Here is a 12,536-nt window from a genome sequence, read left to right as displayed (position 1 = left end):
CATATGTTCGTGTCCACCGCGGCCGTCCTGCACGCTGATCTCGACTCGTTCTACGCCTCGGTCGAGCAGCGCGACGATCCGTCGCTGCGCGGACGGCCGGTGATCGTCGGCGGGGGTGTGGTGCTGGCCGCCAGCTACGAAGCCAAGGCCTACGGGGTGCGTACCGCGATGGGCGGCCGGCAGGCGCGGGCCCTGTGTCCGCAGGCCATCGTGGTGCCGCCTCGTATGGCGGCCTATTCGCAGGCCAGCGCGGCCGTGTTCGAGGTCTTCCACGACACCACTCCCGTCGTGGAACCGCTGTCCGTCGACGAGGCGTTTCTCGATGTCTCGGGCCTGCGGCGGGTGTCGGGCACCCCGGTGCAGATCGGTGCCCGCCTGCGCGAACGGGTGCGTGACGAGGTCGGGCTGCCGATCACGGTCGGGATCGCGCGCACCAAGTTCCTCGCCAAGGTGGCCAGCCAGGAGGCCAAACCGGACGGCCTGCTGCTGGTGCCGCCCGACCGGGAACTGGCGTTCCTGCATCCGCTCCCGGTGCGCCGGCTGTGGGGTGTCGGCGCCAAGACCGCCGACAAGCTGCGCGCGCACGGGATCGAGACCGTGGCCGATGTGGCCGAGCTGAGCGAGACCACACTGGGGTCACTGGTCGGCGGCGCCATGGGCCGTCAGCTGTTCGCGCTGTCGCACAACGTCGATCGGCGCCGCGTGGTGACCGGGCATCGGCGGCGGTCGGTCGGCGCGCAGCGCGCGCTGGGCCGGGCGGGCAGCGCGATGTCCGCCGACGAGGTGGACGCGGTGGTGGTGAATCTGGTCGACCGGATCACCCGGCGGATGCGCAAGGCCGGCCGTTCCGGACGCACCGTGGTGCTGCGGTTGCGGTTCGCCGACTTCGGCCGCGCGACCCGGTCGCACACCATGCCGAGGGCCACGGCGTCGACGGACGCGATCCTCGGCGCCGCACGCGGCCTGGTGGCGGCCGCAAGGCCGCTGATCTCCGAGCGCGGACTGACGCTGATCGGCTTCGCGGTGTGCAACATCGACCGCGACGGCGCGCAACAGCTCGAGCTGCCGTTCGGTCCGGCCCTCGACGCCGAGGACTCACTGGCCATCGACCTGACCATCGACAAGGTGCGCGGACGTTACGGCAACGCGGCCTTGACCCGCGGGGTGCTGGTCGGCCGTGACCCGGGCGTGGAGATGCCCACGCTTCCCGACTGATCCGACCGTTCACCGGTACAACGGTTCGGGTGATCCGGTTCCGTTCGGGACGTGTACACACCGTCAGTCGCTGGAGCGCAGCCCGGCTAACCGGAGCGGGTCCACTCCAGCAGATCGTCCGCGGACCAGGTGTTGACGATGCGTCCCGGTTCCAGACCGACGTCGAGGGCGCGTTGTGCGCCGTAACCGAGGAACTCCAACTGGCCGGGTGCGTGGGAATCGGTGTCGATGGCGAACACGCAGCCGATGTCCATCGCCAACGTGAGCAGACGGGTCGGCGGGTCGCGCCGCTCGGGACGAGAGTTGATCTCGACGGCGGTGCCGGCGTCGCGACAGGCGGTGAACACCTTCTCGGCGTCGAACTTCGATTCGGCCCGGATGCCGCGTCCGCCGGTGACGAGTCGCCCGGTGCAGTGACCGAGCACGTCGGTGTGCGGGTTGGTGACGGCTTTGAGCATGCGCCGGGTCATCGCGGGGGCGTCCATCGCGAGCTTGGAGTGCACGCTGGCGACGACGACGTCGAGACGCTCGAGGAGTTCGGGTTCCTGGTCGAGTGAGCCGTCTTCGAGGATGTCGACCTCGATGCCCGTGAGAATCCGCATGGGAGCGACCTTTTCGCGGATCTCGTCGATGACCTCGAGTTGTTCGCGCAGCCGCTCCGGGGACAGCCCGTTGGCCACCCGCAGCCGCGGCGAGTGGTCGGTGAGCGCACAGTACTCGTGGCCGAGGTCGCGTGCGGCCAGCATCATCTCCTCGATCGGCGCGGACCCGTCCGACCAGTTGGAGTGCACGTGCAGGTCACCGCGCAGCGCGGCGCGGATGTCGCCGCCCCCGAGATCCGGGGCGGCCTCCCGCAGTTCCACCAGGACGTCGGGTTCGTGACCGGCCCAGGCCTGGGCGATGACCTTGGCGGTCTTCGGCCCGATCTTCGGGAGCGACTGCCAACTGTCGGCGGCGCCGTGCTTCTCGCGCTGGGCGTCGGTGAGCGCCTCGACCACATCGGCTGCGTTGCGGTAGGCCATCACCCGACGCGGATCCTCCCGCGCTCGGTCCTTGTAGTACGCGATCTGGCGCAACGCTGTGACCGGGTCCATGGCTCCAGTGTGCCCCGGTCGGCGACAGGAAACTCCTGCACCGACCCCGGTGAAGTGCGGCGGCACAGTGAGTCCCGGCACAGTCGATCGCCTGCGGGGCCGGGGCGGGTTACCCTGATTGAAGATTCGTTCAATCCATCAATTCCTAAGGCCACGGTGACGCCCGACCGCTTCCCCGCCGACCAGCAGCGGCCGCTCTACGAGATCAAGGCCAACCTGTTCAAGGCGCTTGCTCACCCGGCGCGCATCCGCGTGCTGGAGATCCTCTCCGCCGCCGGCGGCCCGACTTCGGTGAGCGACATCCTTGCCGCCACCGGACTCGAGCCGACCCTGCTGTCGCAGCACCTCGCTGTCCTCAAGCGTCATCATGTGGTGACCGCGCGCCGTACCGGCAACGCCGTGTTCTACGAACTCGCCCACCCCCTGATCTCCGAACTCCTGATCATCGCCCGCACCTTTCTGGCCGACACCCTGGCCGGGCAACGCGACCAGTTGAAGACACTCAAGGCGCTGCCGCCTCTGGAGAAGCGGCCATGATCGCCACGGCCGCACGCAATCTGGGCCGCCTGCTTCCGCACCGGCGGGACTACGCCGACCTGCCCCGGTCCTGGCGTCGTGACATCCTGGCCGGCGTCACGGTCGGCGTGGTGGCCCTTCCGCTGGCCCTGGCGTTCGGCATCAGCTCAGGCGTCGGTGCCGCGGCCGGATTGATCACCGCGGTGGTCGCCGGCCTGGTCGCCGCCGTGTTCGGCGGCTCCTCGGTCCAGGTCTCCGGGCCCACCGGCGCGATGGCCGTCGTCCTGGCACCGATCGTCGCCGCGCACGGCCTCGGCAGCATCGCCCTGGTGACCGTGCTCGCCGGCGTCATCGTGCTCCTCGCCGGCGTGACCGGACTGGGCCGGGCCGTCACCTTCATCCCGTGGCCGGTCATCGAGGGATTCACCCTGGGCATCGCCACGATCATCTTCCTGCAGCAGGTCCCGGCGGCGTTCTCCGCGGCCGGCCCGTCCGGCCAGCGCACCCTGCCCGCCGCCTGGCACGTGGTCAGCCACGCCGACTGGTCTCAGGCCGGCAAGACCCTGGGTGTGATCGCGTTCGTCGCGGTCCTCATGCTCGTGCTGCCGCGGGTCCACCGGGCCATCCCGGAGTCCCTCGCCGCCGTCGTCGCGGCGACTGTCGCCGTGGCGGTGCTGGGCCTGTCGGTCGCCACCATCGGCGAGTTGCCGTCGCATCTTCCCGCGCCGGTGCTGCCCCACGCCGACGTCGACGCGCTGCGCGACCTGCTCGGAGCAGCACTGGCCATCGCCGCGCTGGCCGCCATCGAATCGCTGCTGTCGGCGCGGGTCGCGGCCACGATGGCGCCGACGGGGCCGTACGACCCGGACCGGGAGCTCGTCGGGCAGGGCCTGGCCTCGGTTGCCTCCGGAGTTTTCGGCGGTATGCCGGCCACCGGGGCGATCGCGCGCACGGCCGTCAACGTGCGGTCGGGTGCCCGCACCCGGCTCTCGGCGATCGTGCACTCGCTCGTATTGCTCGGCGTCGTCTATCTGGCCACCGGGCCGGTGGCGGCGATCCCGCTGGCGGCGCTGGCCGGTGTGTTGATGGTGACGTCCTTCCGGATGATCTCGCGCTCCACCATCCGCAAGATCCTGACCTCGACCCGATCCGACGCGCTGACGTTCGTGCTCACCGCTGCGGTCACGGTGTGCTTCGACCTGATCGAGGCCGTCGAGATCGGGGTGCTGGTGGCGGCGTTCTTCGCGCTGCGCAGTGTGGCCAGGCGCAGCAGCGTGGTCCGGGAGGAGCTACCCGCACCCTATGTTCCGGGCGACGAGGAGATCGCCCTGCTGCGGCTGGACGGTGCGATGTTCTTCGGTGTGGCCGAACGGATCTCGAATGCCATCGTCGACCCCGACCATCCGCGGACATCGGTCGTGATCATCCGCATGTCCCAGCTGGGCATGCTCGACGCCACCGGCGCCAACACCCTGGCGCAGATCTGCACCGAGTTGGAGTCCCGCGGCATCACGGTGATCATCAAAGGAGTTCGGCCGGAACACACCGCGCTGCTGGCCAATGTCGGTGTCTTCGAATCGCTGCGCCACGAGAATCATCTGGTGGACACCCTCGACGACGCGATCGAGCACGCCAGGACGCACGCGCGCAGACAGCCTCACTGATTCACGGCGCGGTCCACGACGGATCGCGGCCGGTCAGCCCGAGGACCCGGTCCAGCAGCGGCGCTTCTTCGGACACCGGCACCGGCGCGGCGAACAACCCTTCGACCGGCTCCTCGGCGAACGCGGCGACATGGGGCAGCAGGACTTCCAGCACCCGGTCCTCGACGGCGTAGGGCAACCCGGCCGAGGCCGCCACATCCCACCCGTGCACCACCACCTCGCCGAGCGCGATCATGCCGCCGACCTCTGCGGGGAAGTCGACGCCGCCGGCCCGGGACGTCCCCTGCCAGGCGGCCGGATCCCGCCACGCCTCGGCCAGCGCGGCCAACCGGGCCGGGTAGAGCTCCCGCCAGTCGTCGTCGGGCCGTTCCTCCAACCGTGGCGGCGTGTCGGTCAGCACGCCGAAGTCCTTGCGCGCGGCGGCCTCGAACGCCAGCGACAGGCCCCCGATGTGCGCGATCAGCGCACCGAGATCCATGTCGCGGCACGGCGTCACCGCGCTCAACTGGTGGTCGGCCAGCTGCCCCAGCAGCGTGGCGGTGCGGGCACAGGCCCCGGACATGTCGATCATGTCGGTACTGACCGCCGGGCGGCGGGGAAGTCATCGGCCTAGAGTCGATGCGGTGAGATTTGCCTTCAAGACCTCCCCGCAGAACACTTCCTGGTCCGACATGCTCACGGTCTGGACGGCCGCCGATGAGATCGACGTCTTCGAGTCGGGCTGGACCTTCGACCACTTCTACCCGATCTTCTCCGATCCGACCGGCCCCTGCCTGGAGGGCTGGGTCACGCTGACCGCGCTGGCCCAGGCCACCCGCCGGTTGCGGGTCGGCGTGCTCGTCACCGGGATTCACTACCGCCATCCGGCGGTGCTGGCCAACATGGCCTCCACACTCGACATCGTCTCCGACGGCCGACTCGAACTCGGTATCGGCGCGGGCTGGAACGAGGAGGAATCCGGCGCCTACGGCATCGAACTGGGCACGGTCAAAGAGAGATTCGACCGGTTCGAGGAGGCCTGCCAGGTGTTGCGCGGCCTTCTCTCGCAGGAGACCACCAGCTTCGACGGCCAGTTCTACCAACTCAAGGACGCGCGCAACGAACCGAAAGGCCCGCAACAGCCGCACCCGCCGATCTGCATCGGCGGCAGCGGCGAGAAGCGCACCTTGCGTATCACGGCGCAGTACGCCGACCACTGGAACTTCGTCGGCGGGACGCCTGAGGAGTTCGCGCGCAAGCGGGATGTGCTCGCCGGGCACTGCGCCGACATCGGCCGCGACCCGCACGAGATCAGACTGTCGGCCCACATCCGGCTGAGCCCCGATCACGATTACGACAGGGCGATCTCCGAGGCCGCCGCGCTGGGCGAGGAAGGCCTGGACCTGGCCATCATCTACCTGCCGCCGCCGTACGACCCCGCCGTGCTGGAACCGCTGGCCGACAAAATCAGAGGATCAGGATTGCTTGACAGCAAACAAGCCTGAGGTCACAGATCGATAACGGTCAAGCAAACAAACCGTCACGGCCGCCCACGCGCCGCGGCCCGGCCGTCGCGGAGTTCGCTAGACGCCGTAGCGCAAGAGCTCGTCGGCGGTGATCAGTCGCTCTGCCTTCGCGGGGAATTCACGGCTCTTGACCGGGTGACGGAACAATGTCCAAGCGATTCGACCCACCCGTGTCCGGGTAATCGGGTTGAGATACATGGCGATTACTCCTGCGGTGTGCAATAGCTGAACCGGGGAGCCACGTTACTCCAGCCCCCTCGTCAAGTCATTAGATACCTGCCCATTGGCAAACTGACGCAGGCACGCCGAACGAAAGGTCAGATGTTTCTGCTGTGACTACTGTGACTAGAGAGGTGAGCTGACACCATTTCGTGACAGTTCACCTCTTGCCACCGTCGCAAAATCCGCCCCAGGGGCCGTCATAGGCACCGCAAGACGTTACGAAATTGCGATCTCCCCTACCGCTGCGGAGCAGCCGTCGGCTTGATCGGCGCCGGCAGCGCGGAGTTGCCCATGAGGTAGCGGTCCACCGCGGCGGCCGCCGCGCGGCCCTCGGCGATGGCCCACACGATCAGCGACTGACCGCGGCCCATGTCACCGGCGACGTACACGCCGGGCACCGACGTCGCGAACACGTCGTTACGGGTGACGTTGCCGCGCTCGTTGATCTCCACCCCGAGGTCGGTCAGCAGCCCTTCGCGCTCCGGGCCGGTGAAGCCCATCGCCAGCAACACCAGATCGGCGTCCATCCGGAAGTCCGTGCCGTCGACCTTCTCGAACTTCCCGGCGTTCATCACGACCTCGTGGCCGCGCAGGCCGGTCACCCGGCCGTTCTCGCCGACGAACTCCTCGGTGTTGACCGAGTAGACGCGCTCGCCGCCCTCTTCGTGCGCCGAGGTCACTCGGTACATCAGCGGGTAGGTGGGCCACGGCGTGGAGTCGGCACGGGTCTCCGGCGGCCTGGGCATGATCTCGAACTGGTGCACGCTCACCGCACCCTGCCGGTGCGACGTGCCGAGGCAGTCGGCACCGGTGTCACCACCACCGATGATGATCACCTTCTTGCCCTTCGCGGTGATCGGAGGCTGACCGTCGGCATCGACCACCGGGTCGCCGAGCTGCACCCGGTTGGCCCACGGCAGGTACTCCATCGCCTGGTGGATGCCGTCGAGTTCCCGCCCCGGGATCGGCAGATCGCGGCGCGCGGTCGCGCCACCGGCGAGCACCACCGCGTCGAACTCCGAACGCAGTTGCGCCGCGGTGATATCCACCCCGACGTTGACGCCGGTGCGGAACTCGGTGCCCTCGGCGCGCATTTGGTCGAGGCGCCGGTCGATGTGGCGTTTCTCCATCTTGAACTCGGGGATGCCGTAGCGCAGCAGGCCGCCGATGCGGTCGTCGCGCTCGAACACCGTCACCTGGTGGCCGGCCCGGGTCAACTGCTGCGCGGCGGCCAGTCCCGCAGGACCGGACCCGATCACGGCGACCGTCTTGCCGGTCAGCTTGGTGGGCGGCAATGGGACCACCCAGCCCTCGCCGAAGGCGTTGTCGATGATCTCGACTTCGACCTGCTTGATGGTGACGGGGTCCTGGTTGATGCCCAGGACGCACGAGCCCTCGCACGGGGCCGGGCACAGCCTTCCGGTGAACTCCGGGAAATTGTTGGTGGCGTGCAGCCGCTCGATCGCGTCGCGCCAGCGGCCGGTGCGCACCAGGTCGTTCCACTCCGGGATGAGGTTACCCAGTGGACATCCGTTGTGACAGAACGGAATACCGCAGTCCATACAGCGGCCGGCCTGCGCCTTGAGCGTGTCGTGGGAGAAGTCCTCGTAGACCTCTTTCCAGTCCTTCAGACGCAGGTCCACCGGACGCCGCTTCGGCGTCTCGCGCTCGGTGATCTTCAGAAAGCCGCGGGGGTCAGCCATTTGCGGCCGCCATGATCGCCTCGGCGACACCGTTCTCGTCAGCGCCCTGCGCTTCGGCGTCGGCGATCGCAGCCAGCACACGCTTGTAGTCGCGCGGCATGACCTTTTTGAAGTTGCGCACTTCTGATTCCGATCCGTTCCATCCCGCCAGGATCCGTTGCCCCACCGTGGAATCGGTGGCGTCGACGTGTGCCTGGATCATGTCTCGGACGAAGACGGCGTCTTCGGAATCGACACCGCCCATGTCCTCGAGTTCCACCATCTCGGCGTTGAGATTCTCGGCCAGCGTGTCGTCGGGGTCGTACACGTAGGCGATACCGCCCGACATGCCCGCCGCGAAGTTGCGACCCGTGGGGCCGAGGATGACCACGCGGCCACCGGTCATGTACTCGCAGCCGTGGTCTCCGACTCCCTCGACCACCGCGTGGGCGCCCGAGTTGCGGACCGCGAAGCGCTCGCCGACCTGGCCGCGCAGGAACATCTGCCCGCTGGTGGCACCGAACAACAGCACGTTGCCGGCGATGATGTTGTCTTCTGCCGCATAGTCGCCCGGCGCGTTGTCGGACGGCCGCACCACCACCCGGCCGCCGGACAGGCCCTTGCCCACATAGTCGTTGGCATCGCCGTAGACGCGCAGAGTGATTCCTCTGGGCAGGAACGCGCCGAAGCTGTTGCCCGCCGACCCCTCGAAGGTGATGTCGATGGTGCCGTCCGGAAGCCCTTGCCCGCCATAGGCCTTGGTGACCTCGTGGCCGAGCATGGTGCCGACGGTGCGGTTGACGTTGGCGATCGTAGTAGAAAAGCGAACAGGGGAACCGGCATCCAGAGCCTCGCGGCACTGCACGATCAACTGCTGATCGAGCGCCTTGTCCAGACCATGGTCCTGGCGCGAGCTGCAGTACAGGTCCTGGTTCATGAACGCCGACTCCGGCTCGTGCAGCACCGGCGACAGGTCCAGCTTGTGGGCCTTCCAGTGCTCGGCGGCCTGCGTGGTGTCCAGCGCCCCGACCTGACCGACCATTTCGTTGACGGTGCGGAAACCCAACTGCGCCATAAGTTCCCGCACCTCTTCGGCGATGAAGAGGAAGAAGTTCTCGACGAACTCCGGCTTGCCGTTGAACCGCTGGCGCAGCAGCGGGTTCTGCGTGGCCACCCCCACCGGGCAGGTGTCGAGGTGGCAGACGCGCATCATGATGCATCCGGCCACCACCAGCGGCGCTGTCGCGAAACCGAACTCCTCGGCACCCAGCAGCGCGGCGATGACCACGTCACGGCCGGTCTTGAGCTGACCGTCTACCTGCACGACGATGCGGTCGCGAAGACCATTGAGCAGCAACGTCTGTTGCGTTTCGGCCAGACCGAGCTCCCAGGGTGCACCGGCGTGCTTCATCGACGTCAGCGGGGTCGCGCCGGTGCCGCCGTCGTGTCCGGAGATCAACACCACGTCGGCGTGCGCCTTGGAGACGCCGGCGGCGACGGTGCCGACCCCGTTCTCCGACACCAGCTTCACGTGCACCCGGGCCTGCGGGTTGGCGTTCTTCAGATCGTGGATCAGCTGTGCGAGATCCTCGATGGAATAGATGTCGTGATGCGGCGGCGGCGAGATCAGGCCGACACCCGGCGTGGAGTGCCGCACCTCGGCCACCCACGGGTACACCTTGTGTCCGGGCAACTGCCCGCCCTCACCGGGCTTGGCGCCCTGGGCCATCTTGATCTGGATGTCGGTGCAGTTGGTCAGGTAGTGACTCGTCACGCCGAACCGGCCCGACGCCACCTGCTTGATCGCACTGCGGCGCCAGTCACCGTTCTCGTCGCGGTCGAACCGTGCCACGGACTCGCCGCCCTCACCCGAGTTCGACCGCCCGCCGAGCCGGTTCATCGCGATCGCGAGGGTTTCGTGGGCTTCCGCCGAGATCGAGCCGTAGCTCATCGCGCCGGTCGAGAAGCGCTTGACGATCTCGGTGGCCGGCTCGACCTCCTCCAGCGGCACCGGCGGCCGCTGGCCGTCGCGGAACTTCAGCAGGCCGCGCAGCGAGGCCATCCGCTCGCTCTGGTCGTCGACGAGCTCGGTGTACTCCTTGAAGATCGAGTACTGCCCCGTGCGGGTGGAGTGCTGCAGCTTGAACACGGTGTCCGGGTTGAAGAGGTGGTACTCGCCCTCGCGGCGCCACTGGTATTCGCCGCCGACCTCGAGTTCGCGGTGCGCCCGCGCGTCGGGGCGGTCCAGGTAGGCGATCGCGTGCCGGGCAGCGACGTCGTCGGCGATGTCGTCGAGATCGATGCCGCCGACCGGGCAGGTCAGGCCGGTGAAGTACTCGTCGAGCACCTTCTGGCTGATTCCGATGGCCTGGAACAGCTGGGCACCGGTGTACGACGCGAGCGTGGAGATGCCCATCTTGGACATCACCTTCAGCACACCCTTGCCTGCGGCTTTGACGTAGTTGGCCTTGGCCTCGTCGCTGCTGATATCCGAGATCACGCCGCGGTCGACCATGTCCTCGATGGACTCGAAGGCCATGTAGGGGTTGATGGCCGCGGCGCCGAAGCCGACCAGGCAGGCCATGTGGTGCACCTCGCGCGCGTCGCCGGCCTCGACGACGAGACCGACCTGGGTGCGGGTGCGCTCACGCACCAGGTGGTGGTGCACCGCGGACACGCTGAGCAGCGACGGGATCGGCGCCAACTGTTCGTTGGACTCGCGGTCGGACAGCACGATGATGCGGGCGCCCTCGCGGATCGCGGCCGAGACCTTGGCCCGCACGTTGTCGAGGGCCTCCTTGAGGCCCTGACCGCCCCGGTTCACCGGGTACAGACAGCGGATGACGGCCGCGCGCATCCCGTGCTTGTGGCCGCGGACCTCGTGGTCGGGGTCGACGCAGATGAGCTTCGACAGCTCGGCGTTACGCAGGATCGGCTGCTGCAGCACGATCTGGCGGCACGATTCCGGACCGGGGTTGAGCAGGTCGCCCTCCGGACCCACCGCACCTTGCAGGCTGGTGACGACCTCCTCGCGGATGGCGTCCAGAGGGGGGTTGGTGACCTGGGCGAACAACTGCTGGAAGTAGTCGTAGAGCATCCGCGGGCGCGCCGACAGCACCGCGATGGGGGTGTCGGTGCCCATCGAGCCCAGTGCCTCGGCGCCGGAACGCGCCATCGGGGCGATGAGCAGGTTCAGTTCCTCGTAGGTGTAACCGAACGCCTGCTGGCGCAGCACCACGCGATGGTGCGGCATCCGGACGTAGTCGCCCGGCGGCAGTTCGTCGAGCTTGAACAGCCCGGCGTCGAGCCACTCCTGGTACGGGTGCTCGGCGGCCAGCTGGGCCTTGATCTCCTCGTCGGAGACGATCCGGCCCTGCGCGGTGTCGACGAGGAACATCCGGCCGGGCTGCAGACGCATCTTCTTGACCACGGTGCTGGGGTCGATGTCGAGCACGCCGGCCTCCGAGGCCATCACGACCAGGCCGTCGGCCGTGACCCAGATCCGCGACGGGCGCAGACCGTTGCGGTCCAGCACCGCGCCGATCACGGTGCCGTCGGTGAAGCACACCGAGGCGGGGCCGTCCCACGGCTCCATCAGCGAGTCGTGGAACTCGTAAAACGCCCGGCGGGCCGGGTCCATGCTCTCGTGCCGTTCCCAGGCCTCCGGGATCATCATCAGCATCGCGTGCGGCAGGCTGCGGCCGCCGAGGTGCAACAGTTCGAGCACCTCGTCGAAACGTGCGGTGTCCGACGCCCCGGGAGTGCAGATCGGGGTGACCTTCTCCAGGTCGTGGCCCCCGAAGATGTCGGTCTTGATCAACGCCTCGCGGGCCCGCATCCAGTTCTCGTTGCCGGTGACGGTGTTGATCTCGCCGTTGTGCGCCACCCGGCGGAAGGGGTGGGCCAGCGGCCACGACGGGAAGGTGTTGGTGGAGAACCGCGAGTGCACGATGCCCAGCGCACTGGTGAGCCGCTCATCCTGCAGGTCCAGGTAGAACGCCTTGAGCTGCGGCGTGGTGAGCATGCCCTTGTAGACGAACGTCTGACCGGACAGGCTTGGGAAGTAGACCGTTTCCCGGCCGGGTCCGTCCTGACCGGGGCCCTTGGTGCCGAGCTCGTGCTCGGCCCGCTTGCGCACCACATACGCCCGGCGCTCCAGGTCCATTCCGGTCGCGCCGCCGAGGAACAATTGCCGGAACGTCGGCATCGCGTCGCGGGCCAACGCCCCGAGCGACGAATCGTCGGTGGGCACGTCGCGCCAGCCGAGCACAGCCAGCCCCTCGGCCTCGGCGATCTTCTCGACCGCGGCGCAGGCGGTGGCGGCGTCCTTGGACGACTGCGGCAGGAATGCGATGCCGGTCGCGTAGCTGCCCGGCTCGGGCAGGTCGAAGTCGCAGACCGCTCGGAAGAACTCGTCGGGGACCTGCAGCAGGATGCCGGCGCCGTCGCCGGTGTTGGGTTCGGCGCCCTGCGCACCACGGTGTTCGAGGTTCAGCAGCGCCGTAATCGCCTTCTCCACGATGTCGCGGCTGCGGCGGCCGTGCATATCGGCCACCATCGCCACGCCGCAGGCGTCGTGCTCGAATGCCGGGTCGTAAAGCCCTTGACGACTGGGAGCCATTCCCACCTACCTCTATA

General features: G+C 68.3%; 8 protein-coding genes. 4 read left to right on the top strand and 4 right to left on the bottom strand.

Features of this window, described 5'->3' with window-relative positions:
* Positions 1-3: 3 nt before the first annotated feature.
* Positions 4-1,215, top strand: coding sequence for a DNA polymerase IV (dinB, locus tag ACTWP6_RS16035; RefSeq protein WP_260755853.1), 1,212 nt, complete (start codon positions 4-6; stop codon positions 1,213-1,215).
* A gap of 86 nt (positions 1,216-1,301) precedes the next feature.
* Here the strand turns inward: dinB and ACTWP6_RS16030 are convergent, their stop codons facing one another.
* On the bottom strand, positions 1,302-2,309 hold the full coding sequence (locus tag ACTWP6_RS16030; protein WP_260755854.1) for a PHP domain-containing protein: 1,008 nt from the start codon (positions 2,307-2,309) through the stop codon (positions 1,302-1,304).
* A gap of 156 nt (positions 2,310-2,465) precedes the next feature.
* Between ACTWP6_RS16030 and ACTWP6_RS16025 the strand changes: the two genes are divergently transcribed.
* Both ACTWP6_RS16025 and ACTWP6_RS16020 read left to right on the top strand, forming a co-directional pair.
* Positions 2,466-2,846 carry an ArsR/SmtB family transcription factor gene (locus ACTWP6_RS16025; protein WP_260755855.1) on the top strand — a complete coding sequence of 127 codons (381 nt, stop codon included), beginning with the start codon at positions 2,466-2,468 and terminating at the stop codon, positions 2,844-2,846.
* Positions 2,843-4,489, top strand: a complete 1,647-nt coding sequence (locus ACTWP6_RS16020; protein ID WP_260755857.1) for a SulP family inorganic anion transporter — start codon at positions 2,843-2,845, stop codon at positions 4,487-4,489. Before ACTWP6_RS16025 ends, ACTWP6_RS16020 begins: the two co-directional genes overlap by 4 nt.
* Position 4,490: 1 nt before the next feature.
* Here the strand turns inward: ACTWP6_RS16020 and ACTWP6_RS16015 are convergent, their stop codons facing one another.
* Positions 4,491-5,060: a TIGR03086 family metal-binding protein gene (locus ACTWP6_RS16015; RefSeq protein WP_443188211.1), complete on the bottom strand. Its 570-nt coding sequence runs from the start codon at positions 5,058-5,060 to the stop codon at positions 4,491-4,493.
* 52 nt (positions 5,061-5,112) lie between these two features.
* On the opposite strand from ACTWP6_RS16015, the gene ACTWP6_RS16010 reads away from it, so the two are divergent.
* Entirely contained in the window at positions 5,113-5,973 is an 861-nt protein-coding gene (locus tag ACTWP6_RS16010) for an LLM class F420-dependent oxidoreductase (protein ID WP_443188210.1), read from the top strand.
* Between the two features lie 479 nt (positions 5,974-6,452).
* Here the strand turns inward: ACTWP6_RS16010 and ACTWP6_RS16005 are convergent, their stop codons facing one another.
* Both ACTWP6_RS16005 and gltB read right to left on the bottom strand, forming a co-directional pair.
* The gene (locus ACTWP6_RS16005; protein WP_443188209.1) at positions 6,453-7,919 is read right to left on the bottom strand and encodes a glutamate synthase subunit beta; all 1,467 of its coding nucleotides are present in this window, start codon (positions 7,917-7,919) and stop codon (positions 6,453-6,455) included.
* Entirely contained in the window at positions 7,912-12,519 is a 4,608-nt protein-coding gene (gene gltB, locus ACTWP6_RS16000) for a glutamate synthase large subunit (protein ID WP_443188208.1), read from the bottom strand. The genes ACTWP6_RS16005 and gltB overlap by 8 nt, the downstream gene beginning before the upstream one ends.
* Positions 12,520-12,536: the final 17 nt, after the last annotated feature.

Origin of the sequence: Mycobacterium sp. 4D054 (genome assembly GCF_052245755.1) — a bacterium.
Taxonomy (GTDB): Bacteria; Actinomycetota; Actinomycetes; order Mycobacteriales; family Mycobacteriaceae; genus Mycobacterium.
Note: the sequence above shows the minus strand (reverse complement) of the source record. Positions and strands in the feature narration are given on the sequence as shown.

What these genes read in the sequence shown, in the direction of transcription:
- dinB (WP_260755853.1), top strand. Translation starts at nt 4, where the DNA reads ATGTTCGTGTCCACCGCGGCCGTCCTGCACGCTGATCTCGACTCGTTC.
- ACTWP6_RS16030 (WP_260755854.1), bottom strand. Translation starts at nt 2,309, where the DNA reads ATGGACCCGGTCACAGCGTTGCGCCAGATCGCGTACTACAAGGACCGA.
- ACTWP6_RS16020 (WP_260755857.1), top strand. Translation starts at nt 2,843, where the DNA reads ATGATCGCCACGGCCGCACGCAATCTGGGCCGCCTGCTTCCGCACCGG.
- ACTWP6_RS16015 (WP_443188211.1), bottom strand. Translation starts at nt 5,060, where the DNA reads ATGATCGACATGTCCGGGGCCTGTGCCCGCACCGCCACGCTGCTGGGG.
- ACTWP6_RS16005 (WP_443188209.1), bottom strand. Translation starts at nt 7,919, where the DNA reads ATGGCTGACCCCCGCGGCTTTCTGAAGATCACCGAGCGCGAGACGCCG.
- gltB (WP_443188208.1), bottom strand. Translation starts at nt 12,519, where the DNA reads ATGGCTCCCAGTCGTCAAGGGCTTTACGACCCGGCATTCGAGCACGAC.